Annotated in this window: 22 protein-coding genes; 8 read left to right on the plus strand and 14 right to left on the minus strand. The window is 65.8% G+C overall.

What is annotated here, in order from left to right; genetic code table 11:
• The first annotated feature begins 49 nt into the window (after positions 1 to 49).
• Entirely contained in the window at positions 50 to 2,833 is a 2,784-nt protein-coding gene (locus tag DD559_RS13860) for a hypothetical protein (protein WP_116469699.1), read from the plus strand.
• 2 nt (positions 2,834 to 2,835) lie between these two features.
• Positions 2,836 to 3,252, plus strand: a complete 417-nt coding sequence (locus tag DD559_RS13865) for a flagellar basal body protein (RefSeq protein ID WP_206364505.1) — start codon at positions 2,836 to 2,838, stop codon at positions 3,250 to 3,252.
• A gap of 93 nt (positions 3,253 to 3,345) precedes the next feature.
• Here the strand turns inward: DD559_RS13865 and DD559_RS13870 are convergent, their stop codons facing one another.
• The 4 genes from DD559_RS13870 to DD559_RS13885 all read right to left on the minus strand — a co-directional run bounded on the left by DD559_RS13870 (position 3,346) and on the right by DD559_RS13885 (position 6,017).
• Positions 3,346 to 3,849: an FxDxF family PEP-CTERM protein gene (locus DD559_RS13870; RefSeq protein ID WP_116469701.1), complete on the minus strand. Its 504-nt coding sequence runs from the start codon at positions 3,847 to 3,849 to the stop codon at positions 3,346 to 3,348.
• A gap of 337 nt (positions 3,850 to 4,186) precedes the next feature.
• Positions 4,187 to 4,612, minus strand: a complete 426-nt coding sequence (locus DD559_RS13875; protein WP_116469702.1) for a flagellar protein FlgN — start codon at positions 4,610 to 4,612, stop codon at positions 4,187 to 4,189.
• On the minus strand, positions 4,609 to 4,914 hold the full coding sequence (locus DD559_RS13880; protein ID WP_438270410.1) for a rod-binding protein: 306 nt from the start codon (positions 4,912 to 4,914) through the stop codon (positions 4,609 to 4,611). The genes DD559_RS13875 and DD559_RS13880 overlap by 4 nt, the downstream gene beginning before the upstream one ends.
• On the minus strand, positions 4,914 to 6,017 hold the full coding sequence (locus DD559_RS13885) for a flagellar basal body P-ring protein FlgI (protein WP_116469704.1): 1,104 nt from the start codon (positions 6,015 to 6,017) through the stop codon (positions 4,914 to 4,916). Before DD559_RS13885 ends, DD559_RS13880 begins: the two co-directional genes overlap by 1 nt.
• 111 nt (positions 6,018 to 6,128) lie before the next feature.
• Here DD559_RS13885 and DD559_RS13890 point away from each other — a divergent pair, with 111 nt between their 5' ends.
• Positions 6,129 to 6,518 carry a flagellar assembly protein FliX gene (locus DD559_RS13890; protein ID WP_116470915.1) on the plus strand — a complete coding sequence of 130 codons (390 nt, stop codon included), beginning with the start codon at positions 6,129 to 6,131 and terminating at the stop codon, positions 6,516 to 6,518.
• 58 nt (positions 6,519 to 6,576) lie between these two features.
• A complete protein-coding gene (locus DD559_RS13895) occupies positions 6,577 to 7,059 on the plus strand; it encodes a GNAT family N-acetyltransferase (protein ID WP_116469705.1) in 483 nt (160 codons plus the stop codon).
• Positions 7,060 to 7,071: 12 nt separating this feature from the next.
• Here DD559_RS13895 and flhB read toward each other — a convergent pair whose 3' ends face one another.
• Genes flhB through flgC form a run of 5 tightly spaced genes read right to left on the minus strand, consistent with a single transcriptional unit; the run spans position 7,072 to position 9,921 of the window.
• The gene (gene flhB / locus DD559_RS13900) at positions 7,072 to 8,145 is read right to left on the minus strand and encodes a flagellar biosynthesis protein FlhB (RefSeq protein WP_116469706.1); all 1,074 of its coding nucleotides are present in this window, start codon (positions 8,143 to 8,145) and stop codon (positions 7,072 to 7,074) included.
• Entirely contained in the window at positions 8,145 to 8,903 is a 759-nt protein-coding gene (fliR, locus tag DD559_RS13905) for a flagellar biosynthetic protein FliR (protein ID WP_116469707.1), read from the minus strand. Before fliR ends, flhB begins: the two co-directional genes overlap by 1 nt.
• Positions 8,900 to 9,163 (minus strand): flagellar biosynthetic protein FliQ, encoded by a 264-nt coding sequence (locus DD559_RS13910; protein ID WP_116469708.1) that lies wholly within the window; start codon positions 9,161 to 9,163, stop codon positions 8,900 to 8,902. Before DD559_RS13910 ends, fliR begins: the two co-directional genes overlap by 4 nt.
• A 16-nt stretch (positions 9,164 to 9,179) precedes the next feature.
• Complete coding sequence (gene fliE, locus DD559_RS13915; protein WP_116469709.1) at positions 9,180 to 9,500, minus strand: flagellar hook-basal body complex protein FliE; 321 nt, start codon at positions 9,498 to 9,500, stop codon at positions 9,180 to 9,182.
• Positions 9,501 to 9,513: 13 nt separating this feature from the next.
• Complete coding sequence (gene flgC / locus DD559_RS13920) at positions 9,514 to 9,921, minus strand: flagellar basal body rod protein FlgC (RefSeq protein ID WP_116469710.1); 408 nt, start codon at positions 9,919 to 9,921, stop codon at positions 9,514 to 9,516.
• Positions 9,922 to 10,036: 115 nt separating this feature from the next.
• Between flgC and DD559_RS13925 the strand changes: the two genes are divergently transcribed.
• The 3 genes from DD559_RS13925 to fliP are packed head-to-tail and all read left to right on the plus strand — an operon-like array spanning position 10,037 to position 11,776.
• The gene (locus tag DD559_RS13925; RefSeq protein WP_116469711.1) at positions 10,037 to 10,273 is read left to right on the plus strand and encodes a FliM/FliN family flagellar motor switch protein; all 237 of its coding nucleotides are present in this window, start codon (positions 10,037 to 10,039) and stop codon (positions 10,271 to 10,273) included.
• The gene (locus DD559_RS13930) at positions 10,273 to 11,028 is read left to right on the plus strand and encodes a FliO/MopB family protein (protein ID WP_116469712.1); all 756 of its coding nucleotides are present in this window, start codon (positions 10,273 to 10,275) and stop codon (positions 11,026 to 11,028) included. The genes DD559_RS13925 and DD559_RS13930 overlap by 1 nt, the downstream gene beginning before the upstream one ends.
• Positions 11,021 to 11,776: a flagellar type III secretion system pore protein FliP gene (gene fliP / locus DD559_RS13935; protein ID WP_116469713.1), complete on the plus strand. Its 756-nt coding sequence runs from the start codon at positions 11,021 to 11,023 to the stop codon at positions 11,774 to 11,776. The genes DD559_RS13930 and fliP overlap by 8 nt, the downstream gene beginning before the upstream one ends.
• An 11-nt stretch (positions 11,777 to 11,787) precedes the next feature.
• On the opposite strand, the gene DD559_RS13940 is transcribed toward fliP, so the two are convergent.
• The 4 genes from DD559_RS13940 to DD559_RS13955 are packed head-to-tail and all read right to left on the minus strand — an operon-like array spanning position 11,788 to position 15,208.
• Positions 11,788 to 12,711, minus strand: a complete 924-nt coding sequence (locus tag DD559_RS13940; RefSeq protein WP_116469714.1) for a bifunctional riboflavin kinase/FAD synthetase — start codon at positions 12,709 to 12,711, stop codon at positions 11,788 to 11,790.
• A 60-nt stretch (positions 12,712 to 12,771) separates the two neighbouring features.
• Positions 12,772 to 13,944: a dipeptidase gene (locus DD559_RS13945; RefSeq protein WP_116469715.1), complete on the minus strand. Its 1,173-nt coding sequence runs from the start codon at positions 13,942 to 13,944 to the stop codon at positions 12,772 to 12,774.
• Positions 13,941 to 14,417, minus strand: coding sequence for a dihydrofolate reductase (locus tag DD559_RS13950; protein WP_116469716.1), 477 nt, complete (start codon positions 14,415 to 14,417; stop codon positions 13,941 to 13,943). The genes DD559_RS13945 and DD559_RS13950 overlap by 4 nt, the downstream gene beginning before the upstream one ends.
• Positions 14,414 to 15,208 (minus strand): thymidylate synthase, encoded by a 795-nt coding sequence (locus tag DD559_RS13955; RefSeq protein ID WP_116469717.1) that lies wholly within the window; start codon positions 15,206 to 15,208, stop codon positions 14,414 to 14,416. The genes DD559_RS13950 and DD559_RS13955 overlap by 4 nt, the downstream gene beginning before the upstream one ends.
• A 116-nt stretch (positions 15,209 to 15,324) precedes the next feature.
• On the opposite strand from DD559_RS13955, the gene DD559_RS13960 reads away from it, so the two are divergent.
• A complete protein-coding gene (locus DD559_RS13960; RefSeq protein WP_116469718.1) occupies positions 15,325 to 15,717 on the plus strand; it encodes a JAB domain-containing protein in 393 nt (130 codons plus the stop codon).
• Here DD559_RS13960 and DD559_RS13965 read toward each other — a convergent pair.
• Positions 15,714 to 17,114 (minus strand): M20/M25/M40 family metallo-hydrolase, encoded by a 1,401-nt coding sequence (locus DD559_RS13965; protein ID WP_116469719.1) that lies wholly within the window; start codon positions 17,112 to 17,114, stop codon positions 15,714 to 15,716. The two genes, DD559_RS13960 and DD559_RS13965, sit on opposite strands and share 4 nt — an antisense overlap.
• Positions 17,115 to 17,134 lie beyond the last annotated feature (20 nt).

Raw genomic sequence — 17,134 nt, forward strand, 5'->3', positions numbered from 1 at the left:
GGCCGCGCTTTCCTCTATTATAGACTTGTTAGGGGAAGGAACGGGTCGGATGACGGTTAATTTGTCGGCAAGTCTTGTTGGGCTGAGTATGCTCACCGGGCAGAATGCCTTTTCGATGACCGCCCCGCTCACCTTCGAAAGCAAGGCCGTGCGCACGGCCAAGGCACAGTTCACCCTCGCCCCGACCACGCCCCCCTGGAAAGACCCGAAGGCCCAGGCGAACGGCGCGACATCGATTTCTTCCATCCTCGCGGCACGCACCCTTCTCGAGAAGTCCAACATCGACAGCAGCGGGAATTTGCTGCCGGACGATGTGCAGACCAGCTTCACCACCTACAAGGCGCTCGATAAATTGCGTGTGCTCGCCGACGCGGCGGCCGCGAAGACCACGTCGGACGCCCAGCGCGCCAGCTATCAGAAGGCCTTCACCAAGGGATTGGCCGAGCTTCAGGGATTCCTGGCAACCGCGCCGTCCGACAAGGTAAATCTTGCCTTCGGTCGACCGACCTCGACGACGACATCCACCCAGCTCGCCTCGGCGACCACCTATCAGGTGCCCGGCAAGTCGCTCGTCTCCAAGCGTTCCGATCCGCTGCCCGGGCTCACCGGGACAGAACAGTTCGAAGTGACGCTGAGCCGTCCACGGCTTACCCAGACCTTCACCATCGATCTGGCGCAGGGGCCGCAGCCGCCGACGATGGACTCGGTCGCCGATGCGTTGAACGCGCAGATCAGTTCGCAGCTGGTCTATAATGACGACGGGACGCCGCGCCTGGATGCCAAGGGCAACCCGGTGACGCGGTGGCTCGGGCGCTTCGTGCCCGAGTTCAAGGATAACAAGTGGCGCCTGCGCCTCGATGTCCCGGATGGCCTGGAACAGGTTTCGCTCGACCAGGTGAATTCGAAGGATTCGCTGGTCGTCGCCACCGGCCAGACCGCGCTCGATGCGCCCACCGCGACGCAGGTCTTCCGGCTGAACGATCCCGCCGGCGCGCAGACCAGCGTGTCGATGGGCACGATCCAGGCGCTGGATCGCAACGCCACCAAGCAGAACGAGCTTGCCGGCAAGACCACCAACGTCACCACCAGTTCGGTCGACCTCGACGGCAAGGTGACGTCGAAGACCGAAAAGACCAACAACGCCTATGCCAGCACCGACGCGGCGGCGGTCGTCAGCGACGGCAAGGGCTATACCTATGTCGTCGGGACGACCAAGGGGGATCTGGGCGCCAATCTGTCGGATGGCGACAACAACCTGTTCCTGACGAAGATGGACGGCGCAGGCAAGGTCGTGTGGCAGCGCAACCTGGGTGCCGCTGGCGATGCCAAGGGTGCGGCGGTCACGCTGGGCAGCGACGGCAGCGTCGTCGTCGCCGGGACGGTGACCGGCAATTTCAACGGCGTCACCTCGGATGGCGACATGGTCGTCGCCAAATATGCGGCCAATGGCGACGAGGCGTTTTCGACCGTCGTGCGTTCGACCGGGATCGACACCGCCAAGGCGGTGACGGTCGGCAATGACGGATCGGTCTATGTCGCCGGTCGGGTCTCGGGCGAGGGCGGGGACGCGATGGTGGCGCGGATCGGTGCGGACGGCAAGATCGCCGAACGCCGCACCATCGGCACCACCGGCAGCGAAACGATCAATGCGCTCGCCATCGGCCAGGACGGCAATCTGCTGGCCCTGATGTCGCAGGATGGCAATGCCAAGGTCATGAAGATGGACGCCACGGCGCTGTCCAACGATCTTGCCAGCATCGATCTGGGCGCGGCGGATGCACGCGCCATCGCCGTAGGGGCAGACGGCAGCATCGCCGTGGGCGGCGCGACCAGCAGCGCGCTCAGCGGGACGCAGGTCAACGGCCTCAGCGGGGAACGCGACGGCTTCGTCACCCGGATCGATGCGAATCTGAGCAGCGCCAGCACCACCTATATCGGCACCGGCGCGGACGATCAGGTCGACAGCGTCGCGTTCCTCGGCAACGATCTCTATGCGGGCGGCCGCACCACCGGCGATCTTGGCGCGACGCGCCGAGGGCCGGTCGACGGCTTCGTCACGCGGATCGACGCCGGTACCGGCGCGATCGCCAGCACCAACCAGTTCGGCAAGGCGCTGCTGCGCACCGAGCCGGTCCGCATCGCTGCCGACAAGGGCGGCGACAATGCCGTCTCCGCACTGGGCTTTGGGCGCGGGACGATCAATCCCGCCGTTTCCGAAAAGGTGACGACCCAGACGACCCTGCGCGTGGGGGACAGCTTCTCCTTCCGCGCCGATGGCGGCGCCTTGCGCAAGGTCACCATCGAAAAGGACGATACGCTCAAGACGATCGCCGATCGGATGCAGGGAATGCTGGGCGCGTCGAAGGGCACGATCAGCGCCAGCGCGTTCGATGGCGTGCAGACGCTGCGTATCTCGATGAAGGCCGGCCACGAAATGGAGCTGGTTGCGGGCACGGGGGAGACCGACGCGCTGGCGAAGCTCGGGCTCGAACCGCAGCGGATCGCGAACCAGGCGACCGTATCGGGTTCGGCGCCGAAGGTGCGTCCTGGTGGCAGCTTCGGCCTGGATCTCAGCGAGGCGTTGAGCCTGGCGACCGTCGACAATGCGAAGGTCGCGCTCGCCAAGATCACCGATGCGATTTCGGTATCACAGAGCGCCTATCGGTCGCTCTATTGGGACAGCGGCAAGGCGGCGCTCGCCGATGGCTCGATCAAGTCGGCCAATACCGGCAAGGCCTCGACTGCGATCGAGAAGGCGCAACTCGCCAATTATCAGGCGGCGCTGAACCGGCTCAGCCAGAATAACTCGACTTCGATCTTCCTGGGACGATAACCATGTCAGACATGCCTTCGATCTTTTCCGCGATTCAGCTGCGGATGCAGAATCTCTCGCAGCGGCAGCAGGTGATCGCGCAGAATCTCGCCAACAGTGAGACGTCCGGCTACAAGGCGCGCGACGTATCGGAGCCGAACTTCGGCGATCTGCTGGGGAGTAGCGGTGTCGTCGTGTCGAAGCCGCAGGTCCAGCTGACCGGCGCGATGAAGAGCCTGGGCGCCGTGCAGCCGATCGGCAGCGGCATCGTGTTCGACAAGGATGTCAGCGAGACCAAGCCCGACGGCAACAATGTCACGCTCGAAGACCAGTTGCTCAAGATGGGCAAGGTCCAGGCCGATTTCAGCGCGATGACCAACATCTACCGCAAGCAACTTTCGATGCTGAAGACGGCGCTGGGCAAGGGCGGCAACGGCTGATCCTGACGCGCGCGGCGCGGCGCGGCGCTCGCGGACACAAAAAAAGGGGCGCAGGCATTGCCTGCGCCCCTTCTTCTTGGCTTTGCAGCTGGTTCAGGCCATCGCGGCGCGCGGCGCGCGGCGACGACGGCGCAGCGCCGCACCCGCCATGCCGACACCGGCGATCATCATGCCCCAAGCAGCCGGCTCCGGCACCGCGACGAAATCGATCGTCGAGCTGTAGGAAGCGACGCGGCTGGTGTTGTTCTTCACCGAGACCAGCAGGTCATAGGTACCGCCAGCGGCGATGTTGAAGATCTTCTCCACGCCCGCGACCGGGGTGAAATTGACACCGTTGAAGCTCGCCGACAGGAACGTCAGGTTCGCGGTGGTGAAGGTCAGCTTGACCTGACCCGCGGTCGGCAGCGTGATCTTGAACGTGTCGCTCGCGGTCGCGCCGGCGCTGCGGCGGACGTTCGAGAAACCACCGGTCGTGCCGTCGAACGAGCAGGTGCCCGTTGCGCCGCAAACATAGGTTGCCGCCTGGGCAGTGCCCGTAACGGCATAGGCGCCGGCGACCATCGCCGCACCCGCCAAAATCGTCTTCAAACGCTTCATGAAAGACCTCCCTCTAGCCAAGCTTCCAGCCGTGAGCCCTCCGCCGACATGGACAGGTGCACATAGACTCTCTCTGGCTGACACCCCCTCATAGCTCAACCGCACATGATTTACAGCAACATTTTAAACTCTGTTTAACCATAGAATTTACGCATAAAAAACATAGTGTTAGGTGTTAAATCTGAGCAAGTAATGGGTGCCTGGTGCCCCGGATCGGTACGGTAATTCGTCGCGGTGCAACAAAGAATCGGAAAGAAGAGGCCAAGTCATTTCGCTGCCGTCGCGAAGGACGGAAGTTCCGGGATGGCGCCGGCGGCGGGGTTGATTCGATCGGCGTTCAGAGGCGCGCGTTGATCGAGATCGGCGCGGGTGCATCCAGCCCGGCGATCCCGCCGCACGCGCCATAGGTCGTGCTGCGGCTGCCGGTGAGGCGCTGGGCCTCTGCCGCGATTGCAGCCATCATGTCGGCAGAAAGCTCGATCTGGCGCGACAGGATGCGGGCGTTGACGATCGACGCATCGCGCAGGGTCTTGCTGGCCTCTGCGAGCGCCGCGCGATCCTCCGGTTCCAGCGATTCGAGCCAATCGTCCGGGCCTTGCCGCTTCAGCCGGGCGATCTCGGCCTCGATATTCCCGGCCAGCCGCAGCTTGGCGTTGGCGATCTCGCCGAGTTCGGGGATATAGGGCGCGCGCGACAGACGTTCGCTTTCTTCCTCCATCAAGGCGGTGAGGGACACCATTGCGTCGACAAGCTGGGTGATCATTTCTGTCCTTGCTGTAGCTTGAGGATCTGGTCGAGCACGGCCGGGGCGAGGCCCACGCCGCCCCGCCGCGCCATTTCGGCACCGAGCTTTTCGGCGAGAACGCCGCGGAACATCTCTTCGCCATGTCCGCCGGAAAATTCGCCGTCCTGCTGCACGCTTTCGAGCATCAGTTTCGCCATCTGGCCCAGGAAAACGCTTTCGAATTCCTGCGCGGTCTTGGCGTTCTTGGGATCCACCTTGGGCGGCTGGGGCGTGGTAGTCGCCGTGGCCGCCGTGGCCGGGAGGATGGGGGTGGTCGGCATCATTGCACCTCGATTTCGGCCTGGAGCGCGCCGGCCGACTTGATGGCCTGCAAGATGGTGATCAGGTCGCGCGGCGAGACGCCCAGCGTGTTGAGCCCGCTGACCAGCGATTGCAGCGACGGCCCGTTGATGACCGCCAGGCTGGCGCCGTTGCCGTCGTTCACCTGCACCTGGGTGCGCGGCACCACCGTGGTCTGGCCGTTCGAGAAGGGCGCGGGCTGCGAGACCTGCGGCGCTTCGGTGACGGTGATGGTGAGGCCGCCCTGGGCGATGGCGACGGGGGTGATCCGCACGTCGCTGTTCATCACCACCGTGCCCGAGGCTTCGTTGATGACGACGCGCGCCGGCTGATCCACCTTCACCTCGAGATCGCCGACCTGGGTGACGAGATCGATCACCGAACCCTGGCTGCCGGGTGCGCCGCGGACCTCCACCGTGGAAGGATCGAGCATCTGCGCGGCGCCGGGATAGCGGCCGTTGATCGCGCGGGCGATGCGATCGGCGGTGGTGAAATCGGGGTTCTTCAGCGCCAGCTTCAGGCTGGTCGACGAGCGCAGGGCGAACGGCACTTCGCGTTCGATGATCGCGCCGCCGGCAATGCGCGCGGAGGTGGTGACGCCGCGACTGACGCTGGCGGCCGCGCCCTGGCCCTTGAAGCCGGAAACGGCCAGCGGCCCCTGCGCGACGGCATAGATTTCGCCATCCAGCGCGCGCAACGAGGACGCGATCAGCGTGCCGCCCTGCAAGCTGGTGGCATCGCCCAGCGCAGAAACCTGCACATCGATGCGCGAGCCGGAGCGGGCGAAGGGGGGCATGGTCGCGGTGATCGAAACGGCTGCCACATTCTGCGTGCGCATCTGCGTGCCGCGGATATTCACGCCCATCCGTTCGAGCATCGACTGCATCGATTCCTCGGTGAACGGCGCGTTGCGGATGCGATCGCCCGTGCCCGCCAGACCGACGACCAGGCCGTAGCCGACGAGTTGGTTCTCGCGAACGTTCTCGACGTCCACGATATCCTTGATGCGCGTCTGACCGCTCGCTTCGGGCGCGCCGGCAATGGCGAGCAAGAGCGCCAGCATCGATCCGTACAGACGGTACATAAACCTCTCGGGCGAAGTGGAAACTTAACGATATTCTTCTTATAGGAAGAGGAGAGCCAACCGGGCTCACGAGGGTTGGAATTCGTGCGCATCGACAGCCTTTCACCGATTATGGCACGCAACCTGTTGGGGGTGCTGCCAAAGTCTGTGTCTGGCCTGACCGCAGCGACCGAAGAATCCCGCCCCGCGACCGTGCAGCCCCTGCCGGCGCCGGCGGCCACGCCGGCCACCACCGTGCAGATGCTGGTGGCGATCGCGGTCGCCAATCCGGTGGTCGAGCGGCGCCGCAAGCTTGCCCGCAAGGCCGAACGCGGGATCGACATGCTCGATCGCCTGCACAAGGAACTGATCGCCGGAGCGCCGAACCCCGCGCGTCTGCGCGACATCGTGGAATGGACGCAGACGATCGCGCCCCCGGAGGACCCGGCGCTGGCCCAGTTGATGGGCGAGATCGAACTCCGCGTCCGGGTGGAACTCGCCAAGCTCGACATCGAGGTCTGAGGCTTCCGGCTGCCGACCGGCTTTCGCGGCGCGAATTCCGGCGCTAGACGGGCGGTGCATGGATATCCGACCCGCAACCCCCGCCGATGCGGACGCGATCTGGCATATCCTGGAATCCGTGCTGCGGGCAGGGGAAACCTATGCACTCGATCGCGATCTATCGCGCGACGATGCGGTGGCCTTTTGGCTGGGCGGGGATCGCCAAAGCTTCGTCGCGATCGCGCACGGCATGGTGGTCGGCACCTATTATCTGCGTGCCAACCAGGCGGGCGGCGGCGCGCATATCGCCAATTGCGGCTATGCCACGCTTGCCGAGGCGCGGGGGCGCGGCGTGGCGCGGGCGATGGCAGTGCATTCCTTCGCGGAGGCGCGGGCGCGGGGCTTTCGGGCGATGCAGTTCAACTTCGTCGTCAGCAGCAATGTCCCGGCCGTGCGGCTGTGGCACGCACTGGGCTTCGAGACCGTCGGGCGGGTTCCCGAGGCGTTCGATCATCCCGAACGCGGCCTGGTCGATGCGCTGATATTGTATCGCCGGCTGTAGCCGCGTCGCGGATCAGCGCCGGTTGCGGGCGATCTTCATCACGTAGCTTATGACTTCCGCGACGGCAGCATAATGCTCCACCGGGATCGGGCGGTCGAGGTCGGCGCTGGCATAGAGCGCGCGGGCCAGCGGGCGGTTTTCCACCAGCGGAATGTTGTTCGCGGTGGCGATCTCGCGGATCTTGAGCGCGATGCTGTCAACGCCCTTGGCCACCACCACCGGAGCGCCCATCGCACCGTGATCATATTGCAGCGCCACGGCATAGTGGGTGGGATTGGTGATGACGACGCTCGCCTTGGGCACGTTGGACATCATGCGGCTGCGTGCCCGTTGCATCTGGATGGCGCGGATCTTCCCCTTGATCTTGGGATCGCCTTCGCTCTGCTTGTATTCGTCCTTCACTTCCTGAAGGCTCATGCGCATCCGTTTCAGATAGGCGCGGCGCTGCCAGACGAAATCGAACAGCGCCAGCGCGCCGACCAGCATGGCAACCGGCCGCAGCATCGCGACGACAATGGCGCTGGCGACGCTCCCGGTATCGACCAGATCGGCACCCACCAGCCGATCGATCGTTGCCGCGTGCGGCCAGGCGATCGTGCCGGCGATGCCGGCGACCAGGCAGAGCTTGGTGAAGGTTTTCAGAAATTCGACAAGCGCCTGCTTCCCGAACATCCGCTTCGCGCCGCTCATGGGATTGAGCTTGCTCCACTTGGGCTTGACCCGCGACCAGCTGATCATCGGGCGGCCCTGCAGCACGCCGCCGAGGACCGCGAAGCCGAACAGCGCCGCCATGATCGGGGTGAGCGCCGTGGCGATCGCGGTAAACAGGCCGGTCGCGAAATCCTGTCCGCCTTCCGGCGTCATGTGGAAATCGTCGGCGCTGCCCCAAAGCCGCACGAACAGGTTGCCCAGATGCTGGATGGTGTAGGTGCCCAGGCCGCCCATCACGACCAGCGCGGCGGTGAACATCGCCGCATGGCGCATTTCCGGCGCCATCGGCACGTCGCCGCGTTTTCGGGCGTCCTCGAGCTTCTTGTCGGTCGGTTCCTGTGTCTTGTCGTCCGAATCCTCGCCGCCGCCCGCCATCACCAGCCCCCTTGCATCGCATCACCCATGGCGCGGGTGAAGAAGGTCAGCATGGTGCCGATGGTGGTGATGGCCAGCGCGAGGCCGAGCAGCAGGTTGAGCGGCTGCGAGATGAAGAAGACCTGGATCGCCGGTGCGACACGGGCCGCCAGGCCCAGCGCGACGTTGAAGATGATGCCATAGACCAGGAACGGCGCCGCGAGGCTGATGCCCAGCGTCATCGAGCGGCTGATCGCCTGTATGGCGAGCTCGGCGAAGTCGTGCATCGGCGGCATCCCGCCGATCGGAAAGGATTGGTAGCTGTGGACGATCGCGCCGAGCCAGAGGTGATGCACCTGCATCCCCATGCACGCCAGCGCGGCGACCAGGCCAACGAGCTTCGAGAGGATCGGCGCCTGGCTGGACTGGGCCGGATCGAACATCACCGCCGCGGACAGGCCGATCTGCATACTCATCAGCGATCCGGCCATCGAAATCGCGAAGAACAGGATCTTGACGATCATGCCCATGGCAAGGCCGGTGATCAGTTCGGTGACGAGCACCGCCGGCAGGATCGCGCCCGCTTCCACCGCCGTGCGGGCGGGGGCGCCGATCAGGCCGTACATCGCCGCCGACATCGCGAAGGCGATGAACAGGCGGATGCGGCCCGGAATCGCGTCTTCCCCGAACACCGGCAGCAGCATCAGCACCGCGCCGACCCGTGCGAACACGATGAAGAACGCCGTGACGTGCAGTGCGAGATCGGGGGGGACGATCATCCGTGGATGATCATATCGCTGATCTTGCCCATGAACGCGCCGAGCGCCTGGCCGATCGTGGGAAGCATCAGCAGGAACACCAGCCCCATCGCCACCAGCTTGGGCACGAAGGTTAGGGTGGTTTCCTGAATCTGGGTAAGCGCCTGGAGCAGGCCGATGACGACGCCCACGATCAGCGACGTCAGCAACAGCGGGCCGGCGACCGTGAGGATCAGGAACAGTGCCGATTCCGTGAGGCTGATCAGTTGCGTGGGCGTCATGGCGAGGCTGCCCGGATCAGATCTGCATACGCATGATGTCGGTATAGGCGCCGACCACGCGATCGCGCACCGCCACCATCGTGTCGAGCGCGGTCTCCGCCGCGCCGATCGCGGTGACGACGTCGATCAGATCGCCCTTGCCGGCCACCTGCTTGGCAGATGCGGCCTCGGCGGTGCGCAGCCTGTCGGCGGTGCCGCCGACGAGGTTCTCGACCATGGCGCCGAAACCGGAATTGCCGGTGCCGACACTGCCCGCCTCATCCGCCTTGCCGAGGCTGTTTCCAAGGGACGCGACCCGGCCATACGCCTTGGTGGCGTCCAATGCTCCGATAGACATGTGAGGCTACCCCTTATTTCAGCAGATCGATGGTGCGCATCGTAAGGCTCTTGGCCGCTTCGATGGCGTTGAGATTGGCTTCATAGCTGCGCTGTGCCGCCTTCATGTCGGCGCTTTCGATCAGCCCGTTGACGTTGGGCTTCAGCACATAGCCTTGTGCGTCCGCGGCCGGGTGACCCGGCTGATAGACCTTGGTGAAGTTCGACTGATCGCCCTGGACCGACCTGACCTTCACGCCGGTCGCGCCGGTCGCGCGATCGACTTCGGCCTGGAAGCTGACGACGCGGCGGCGATAGGGATCGCCGCCCGGCGTCTCTGCCACCGAGTCCTGGTTCGCAAGGTTCTCCGCGATCACCCGCATCCGCAGCGACTGCGCGCGCAAACCCGAGGCGGAAACGCCCAGCGAAGCATCCAAATCCATCCGTCGATCCTCCACGGCCCGAAACGGCCCATGCCATCATTGTAGGCAATTTTTGCCGGGCCGGGCGCCTGGGGCGGAAAAAAGGTTCCTATAAGTCTGGGGGAAAGGGAGACGCATGTCGGTACTCGATGGAATCATGATCGAAATGTCGGTGGTACTCGGCTCGACCGAAGTGCCCGTCCGGCAGATCCTGCAAATGAGCCGCGGCGCGATGATCCCGCTCGACTGCGGCCAGGACGATCCGAGCCTGGTCTATGTGAACGGCGAACTCGTCGCCACCGGCCGCATCCTCGTCGACGGCGAGGTGATGTCGCTCGAAATTTCCGAACTCATCAAGAAGTCGCGTAACTGATGGACATCCTGTCGATGCTGCGTACGCTGGGCGCGCTGGGCCTGGTGCTGGGAATGCTCGCTGGCGCGCTGTGGGCGGTGCGGCGATATGATCTGCGCCTGCCTGGCCGGGTTGCCGGGGGCGGGCGCAAGCGCGTGGAACTGGTCGAGCGGCTGGCGGTCGATGCCAAGCGATCGGTCGCGCTGATCCGCCGCGACGGCTGCGAGCATCTGATCCTGATCGGCCCGGAAGGCCATGCGACGATCGAAACCGGTATCGTGGCGCCGGTGCAGCCGGTGGCGGAACCTGTCGCACCGGCCGAAACGCCGGCCCGCATCGAGGCGGACCTCGCCACCCTGAAGGCAGGCGTGACCAAGCTCGCCGGCAAGCTCGATTTCCGCGCGATGGTGGATCGCATCCGCCCCGAGACCGACATGTCCGACGCGGCCCCCATCGCGGATGCCGCGCCTGCGCCGCTCGCGAAGCAACCGGGCTGGATGCTGGTGCCGGCGAACGATGCCGATCCGGCGCCGACCGACCCCGAGCCTTCGGGCCCCGAACCTTCCGATTCCGCCCGTTCCGATGCCGGTTCCGCGGATGCCGATGCGTTCGACGCCGCGCTTTCCGAGTCCGGGCATCTCGATACCGAGCCTGCGTCTCTGGCCGCGTCGCGCCCGCGCCGTGCCAAGTCGGCAGCGGCATCCACGCGCACCCGCGGCCCGCGCGACACCACGCGCTGGAACAAGCGCGCGGTGCGCGAGGCGCTCAATGCGTAAGTTTCTGTTCGCGGCCTTGCTGCTGATCGTATTGCCGGTTGCGGCGTACGCGCAGGGGGCCGCACCGGCACAGGCCGCGGCCCAGGGCGCGACCATCAGCATCGGCGGCGAAGGCCCGCTTTCCGCAAAGGCCATCCAGCTCGTGCTGATGATGACCGTGCTGAGCCTGGCGCCGGGACTGCTGATGACGGTGACGAGCTTCACCCGTATGGTGGTGGCGCTGTCGCTGCTGCGCACCGGCATCGGCACGCCCGGCGTGCCGCCGAACCCCGTGATCATCAGCCTGGCGCTGTTCCTGAGCTTCTTCGTGATGGCGCCGACGTTCGAGAAGGCCTGGGCCGACGGGGTGGAGCCCTATACCAAGGGCAAGCTGACCGAGACGGTGGCGTTCGAGAAGACGACCGAGCCGTTCCGGCAGTTCATGCTCGGCCAGGTGCGCGACAGCGATCTGAAGCTGTTCGCCGATCTGGCGAACAAGAAGATCGCGACGCGCGCCGAAACGCCCCTGACGACGCTGGCGCCGGCCTTCATGATCTCCGAGCTTCGCCGCGCGTTCGAAATCGGCTTTCTGTTGCTGCTGCCGTTCCTGGTGATCGATCTGGCGGTTTCCGCCGTGCTGATGGCGATGGGCATGATGATGCTGCCGCCCCCGACGATCGCCTTGCCGATGAAGATCATCTTCTTCGTGCTGGTCGATGGCTGGGCGCTGGTTGCGGGCTCGCTGGTGAAGAGTTTCCTGCCGCATTGAGCGCGGCGGGTTCAGCCCCGCAGCAATTCCCGCGCGCGTGCCGCGTCTTCGTCCATCTGCCGGGTCAGCGCCTCGAGGCTGTCGAACTTGGCTTCCGGGCGGAGATACTCGATCAGCGCGACCTCCACGATCTGGCCATACAGATCCCCGCTAAAATCGAAGAAGAAGCTTTCGAGCAGCTCCACGGGCGGATCGAAACTGGGGCGGATGCCGAGGTTGGCGACACCGTTCAGCACCTGGCCGTCGGCAAGCCGCCCGCGTACCGCATAGATCCCATAGGCAGGCCGGAGATAATTGCCCAGCCGCATGTTCGCGGTGGGATAGCCGAGCTGCCGGCCTAGCTTCGCCCCCCCTTCCACCACCGCTTCGATCGCGAACGGGCGGGTCAGCAACGCCGCGGCTTCGCGCGGCTGGCCGGCCTTCAGATGCGCGCGAATGCGGCTCGAAGAAACAATCGTCCCCTGCTGATGCACCGGCGCCACCGTCTCGGCGGTGAAGCCGAGCGCGGTGCCGAGCGATGCCAGCGTGGCGACATCGCCTTCGCGGCCCTTGCCGAAGGTGAAATCCTCCCCGGTCACCACGCCGGCCGCACCGATCGTTTCGATCAGCTGTTCCGCGAACTGGCGTGCGGAGAGCCGTGCCAGCGTCGCATCGAAATGGAAGACCAGCATGGCATCAGCCCCCGCGGCAGCGAACAACCGCTCGCGCTGGTCCAGCGTCGTCAGCCGGAAGGGCGGGGCATCGGGTTGGAAGAAGCGGCGGGGATGGGGATCGAAGGTGGCGACGATCGTCGGCCTTCCTTCCGCCCGCGCCCGCTCCACCGCCCGGCCGACCACAGCCTGGTGCCCGAAATGAAAGCCATCAAAATTACCGAGCGCAACGATCGCGCCCCGGAGAGGAAGCGGAACCGCCGAGCCGCCGTCCAGCCGCTGCATGGGGCTGGCTATAGGCACTGGGGTGGGCGATGCCAATGGGCGGCATTCTCTTCGCCGGGGCTATCGCGCGGGCGCCATTCCCGCCCGCAGCACGCGGAGTATGTTCCCGCCCATCACCTTGGCGATTTCCTGTTCGGAGAAGCCGCGATCGACCAGCGCCTGGGTGACGACGATCAGCTGAGCGGAATCGAACCCGGTCGTCACCGCGCCGTCGAAATCCGATCCCAGGCCGACATGATCGATGCCCACCAGGTCGCGGACATGGGCGATCGCCTCCGCCACGGCCTTGGGGCTGGTCGAGCAGATCGCCGCGTCCCAATAGCCGATGCCGATCACGCCGCCGGTGCCAGCGATGCCGCGGATCTCGTCATCGCTCAGGTTGCGGTTGACCTTGCACGTCGCCTGCACACCACCATGGCTGGAGACCACCGGGCGGCGGGCCATTGCCAGGACATCGGCCACCGTGCGGTGGCTGGCATGGGCGACATCGACGATCATGCCGATCGCTTCCATCCGCCGCAGCACCTGTCGCCCGAGCGGCGTGAGCCCGCCCCTGGCCATGCCGTGCATCGACCCCGCGACGGGGGTGTCGAAGAAATGCGTGAAGCCCGCCATCCGGAACCCGGCTGCATGGAGCCGATCGAGATTGGCGATATCCCCTTCGATATCCTGCAACCCTTCGATGGAGAGCAGGCCGCCGACCGCGCGCTGCCCGGTCGCACGATCCGCGAGCAGGCGATCCAGATCCGCGGGGGTGCGGATCACGCGAAGCTGACCGCCCGATCCCCGGGCCGCGCGCGCCAGCTTCTCGGCGTGCCACAAGGAGCGCTGAAGCAGGGATCCCCAGGTGCGCGGGGGCTGAAGCTGCGCGATGGTCAGCAGGGTAATGTTGTCCGAATCGGCCGCGTTCGCATCGTAATTCTGGTGACGCGGCGTCTTGGTGACCGAAGCGAAGACCTGCACCGCGACATTGCCCGCGAGCAGCCGCGGCAGATCGACCTGCCCGCGATTGGCGTAGTCGAGCAGGCTGCGCCGCCACAGCAAGGTGTCTGCGTGCATGTCGGCAATCGCGAGCCGCGCATGGAGCGCGCGGGTTTGCGCCGTGACCACCGGTAGCGCGGTGGGAACCACCCGGTTCATGCCCGCTTCCACCACCACGGGGGCGATCCCGAAAACGCCGATCGCGGCGGTGGCCACCACCGCGAACAGCCCGATCAGGATCGCGTGCCTCATCGCGCCCGTTCGAGGGTGACGAAGCTGTACGCCGGGCGATCGCCTTCGGCTGCATGGTCTTCCCGCATGGTTTCCTGCCAGCAGGCGGCGTCGAACGGCGGGACATGGGCATCCCCGATCGCGGCCAGATGCACTTCGGTGAGTTCGATCCGTTCGGCGCGATCGAGGAAGCGTGCGAAAATCTCCGCTCCGCCGATCACCGCGACGTCCGCGCCCGCCATTCGCAAGGCTTCCTCGGGACTGTGCGCCACCTCTGCGCCCGGCGCCTGCCAGGTGCGGTCGCGGGTGAGAACGACGTGGCGGCGCCCCGGTAGCGGGGCGGGAAAGGACTCGAACGTCTTGCGGCCCATGATCATCGGACGGCCCATGGTCTGGGCCTTGAAGCGCTTCAGGTCGGCCGGGAGGCGCCAGGGCAATTGGCCGTCACGGCCGATCACGCCATTATCGGCGCGGGCGAGGTGGAAGCTGATCATACCGAAACCGGTGCCTTGATATGCGGTTGCGCGACATAGTCGTGGATCGCGAAATCCTCATAGGCATAGGCGTCGACCGAGGGGGGATGGCGCAGGATTTCCAGACGCGGCAGCGAGCCGGGCGTACGGCCGAGTTGTTCGCGCGCCTGATCCAGATGGTTCAGGTACAGGTGGCAATCGCCGCCGGTCCAGATGAAGTCGCCGACCTCCAGCCCCGCCTGTTGCGCCAGGATATGGGTAAGCAGCGCGTAGCTGGCGATGTTGAACGGCACGCCCAGGAAGATATCGGCCGAGCGCTGGTAGAGCTGGAGGCTCAGCCGGCCGTTCGCCACATGGCATTGGAACAGGCAGTGGCACGGCGCCAACGCCATGGCGCCCAGTTCTCCCGGGTTCCAGGCGGAAACCACCATGCGGCGGGACGCCGGGTTGCTTTTCAGCGTTTCGATCAACGCGGCGATCTGATCGATATGGCGGCCATCCGCTGCCTCCCAGTCGCGCCATTGCTTGCCATAGACGGGGCCGAGATCGCCATTGGCATCGGCCCATTCGTCCCAGATGCTGACCTTCTGCTCCTGCAGCCAGCGGACATTGGTATCACCGCGCAGGAACCAGAGCAGCTCGATCAGGATCGATCGGATGTGCAGCTTCTTGGTGGTGAGCAGCGGAAAGCCCTGGCGCAGATCGAATCGCATCTGGGCGCCGAACACAGTGCGGGTGCCGGTACCGGTGCGATCCATCACTTCCACGCCGTCGTTCAGCGCGCGGGCCATCAGGTCGAGATATTGCTGCATGGCACCGAACCTAGCCGGGCCAGGCGGCCGAGTCATCCGCCTTTGCTCCGGATCGGACCTCCGATGCGGAGTCAGTGGCGCTTCGGTGTCGTTGCCAACCGTGCCACCGCGTGGCGATGTTCACGCCCTACTCATTTTTGCATATCGCCGACCTGCGTGCGGCCATCGACCTGTTCGGAGGATTGGCGAACGGCACGCGCGAGATGGGAGCGTTCGCCTATCTCGGCCGCGACTGTCAGTTGCTGGGGATGCGCCATGTTGCCGGCGAGGGCAGCGAGATGCTGGACCTGCCCGTGCGCGCGGTGGTGGCCGATGTGCTGGCCTTCGATGCGCGGTGGGTGCTGATGGCGCATAACCATCCCAGCGGCGATCCTACGCCCAGTTCGGCCGATCGCTCCACCACCCGGCTATTGGGCCGGGCGCTGGAGCCGCTGCGCGTGCGTCTGGTCGATCATCTTATCGTGACCCGCACCGGGATAACCAGTTTTCGCGAGCTCGGCTGGCTTTAGCGCGCCAGCGCCGTCAGCACGGTGCGGTAATAGGCGATCGACGGCGCGAGTTCGCTGAGAGGCGTCCGCTCGTTCAGGCCATGGGCAAAATTGTCGCTGTCCTTCATGAATTTGGGACTGATCGCATAGCTGGGCACGCCTTTTGCGCGGAACCACATCGAATCGCTGGCGCCTGCGCTCATCGCCGGCACCACCGGCACGCCGGGAAAGCGGGCGTGGATCGCCTGCGTCACCACCTGCATCACGTCCGGGCGCAGCGGCGAGGCCGGACTGGCGACGCTACCGCTTTCGAGCGTGCGGACCCGCACCGCCGGATCGCCCACGACCTGCACGAGTGTGGCACGCACCGCCTCCACCGGCGTGCCGGGGAAGATGCGGCAGTTGATGTTCGCGGTCGCGCGCTGGGGCAGGGCGTTGGTGGCGTGGCCGGCGCTCACCATCGTCGCGACGCAGGTGGTGCCGGTCTGTCCCACCGTGGCGGGATCGGCGCGCAGCACGGCCAGCGCTTCGGCATCCTGTGGGTTGGCGACGAAACGGCGGATCACCGCCGCCCGCTCGGGCGTCGTTTCCTTCGCGGCGGCTTCCCAGCTGGCGCGCGTGATCGCGTCCACTTGGCCCGGAAAGCCGTAGCCCTCGATCCTTGTCAGCGCATGGGCGAGGGCGTAGATCGCATTGTCCTTGCGGGGTGCGCTGGAATGGCCGCCGGCATTGGTGACGGTCAGCTCGAAATCGGCATAGGTCTTCTCCGCCCCTTCGATGCCGAAGGTGGTCGGCTTGCCGGCCTCGTCCAGCGCGCCGCCGCCGCCATCGATGTTGAGCAGCATTTCGGCGTTTGAAAACCGATCGGCCATCGCCGCCGTGGTCTTCATCGCGGTTTCCTCGTCGCCGGAAAGCAGCAGCACGATATCGCGGGCCGGCTGGAAGCCGCTGCGCTTCAGGTCGATCAGCGTGGCGACCATCGTCGACAGGTCGTACTTCATGTCGGTCGCGCCACGCCCGAAGATATAGCCGTTCTCGACCACGGCGGTGAACGGATCGCGCGTCCAGTCGGCCGGCTTGGCCTCCACCACGTCCATATGGCCGGAAATCAGCAGCGGCCTGGCGCCGTTCTTCGCCTTGCCGGTGCCGCGATAGCGCGCGACCAGATAGGCGGTGTCGCCCACGGGCACGATTTCCACATCGCCATCGGCAAAGCCTCCGGCGACCAGCACGGACTTCAGATAGGCGGCATAGGACGGCGTCTGGTTGCCCGGCCCGGCAACGGTACGAAAGCCGATGCCGCGCTGGAGCAATTCCAGCGCCTGCGCCTCCGCCTGGGGATGGCCCTGCGCCCGGGCGGGGAGGGGGGCGCCCGCGAGCAAAAGCGCCGCGGCGGCGGCGAAGAACGGCGTGTGCATGGATCGGACCCCCAATTTCG

Source organism: Sphingomonas pokkalii (assembly GCF_003096275.1).
Classification (GTDB): domain Bacteria; phylum Pseudomonadota; class Alphaproteobacteria; order Sphingomonadales; family Sphingomonadaceae; genus Sphingomonas; species Sphingomonas pokkalii.

Coding starts and splice junctions, on each gene's coding strand:
- fliR (WP_116469707.1), bottom strand. CDS start 8,903: ATGATCGTCCCCCCCGATCTCGCACTGCACGTCACGGCGTTCTTCATC.
- fliP (WP_116469713.1), top strand. CDS start 11,021: ATGCGTAAGTTTCTGTTCGCGGCCTTGCTGCTGATCGTATTGCCGGTT.
- DD559_RS13870 (WP_116469701.1), bottom strand. CDS start 3,849: ATGAAGCGTTTGAAGACGATTTTGGCGGGTGCGGCGATGGTCGCCGGC.
- DD559_RS13945 (WP_116469715.1), bottom strand. CDS start 13,944: ATGAGGCACGCGATCCTGATCGGGCTGTTCGCGGTGGTGGCCACCGCC.
- DD559_RS13925 (WP_116469711.1), top strand. CDS start 10,037: ATGTCGGTACTCGATGGAATCATGATCGAAATGTCGGTGGTACTCGGC.
- DD559_RS13940 (WP_116469714.1), bottom strand. CDS start 12,711: ATGCAGCGGCTGGACGGCGGCTCGGCGGTTCCGCTTCCTCTCCGGGGC.
- DD559_RS13965 (WP_116469719.1), bottom strand. CDS start 17,114: ATGCACACGCCGTTCTTCGCCGCCGCCGCGGCGCTTTTGCTCGCGGGC.
- DD559_RS13930 (WP_116469712.1), top strand. CDS start 10,273: ATGGACATCCTGTCGATGCTGCGTACGCTGGGCGCGCTGGGCCTGGTG.
- DD559_RS13885 (WP_116469704.1), bottom strand. CDS start 6,017: ATGTACCGTCTGTACGGATCGATGCTGGCGCTCTTGCTCGCCATTGCC.
- DD559_RS13960 (WP_116469718.1), top strand. CDS start 15,325: ATGTTCACGCCCTACTCATTTTTGCATATCGCCGACCTGCGTGCGGCC.
- DD559_RS13860 (WP_116469699.1), top strand. CDS start 50: ATGACGGTTAATTTGTCGGCAAGTCTTGTTGGGCTGAGTATGCTCACC.
- flhB (WP_116469706.1), bottom strand. CDS start 8,145: ATGGCGGGCGGCGGCGAGGATTCGGACGACAAGACACAGGAACCGACC.
- DD559_RS13875 (WP_116469702.1), bottom strand. CDS start 4,612: ATGATCACCCAGCTTGTCGACGCAATGGTGTCCCTCACCGCCTTGATG.
- DD559_RS13890 (WP_116470915.1), top strand. CDS start 6,129: ATGGCACGCAACCTGTTGGGGGTGCTGCCAAAGTCTGTGTCTGGCCTG.
- fliE (WP_116469709.1), bottom strand. CDS start 9,500: ATGTCTATCGGAGCATTGGACGCCACCAAGGCGTATGGCCGGGTCGCG.
- flgC (WP_116469710.1), bottom strand. CDS start 9,921: ATGGATTTGGATGCTTCGCTGGGCGTTTCCGCCTCGGGTTTGCGCGCG.
- DD559_RS13895 (WP_116469705.1), top strand. CDS start 6,577: ATGGATATCCGACCCGCAACCCCCGCCGATGCGGACGCGATCTGGCAT.
- DD559_RS13910 (WP_116469708.1), bottom strand. CDS start 9,163: ATGACGCCCACGCAACTGATCAGCCTCACGGAATCGGCACTGTTCCTG.
- DD559_RS13950 (WP_116469716.1), bottom strand. CDS start 14,417: ATGATCAGCTTCCACCTCGCCCGCGCCGATAATGGCGTGATCGGCCGT.
- DD559_RS13865 (WP_206364505.1), top strand. CDS start 2,836: ATGTCAGACATGCCTTCGATCTTTTCCGCGATTCAGCTGCGGATGCAG.
- DD559_RS13955 (WP_116469717.1), bottom strand. CDS start 15,208: ATGCAGCAATATCTCGACCTGATGGCCCGCGCGCTGAACGACGGCGTG.
- DD559_RS13880 (WP_438270410.1), bottom strand. CDS start 4,914: ATGCCGACCACCCCCATCCTCCCGGCCACGGCGGCCACGGCGACTACC.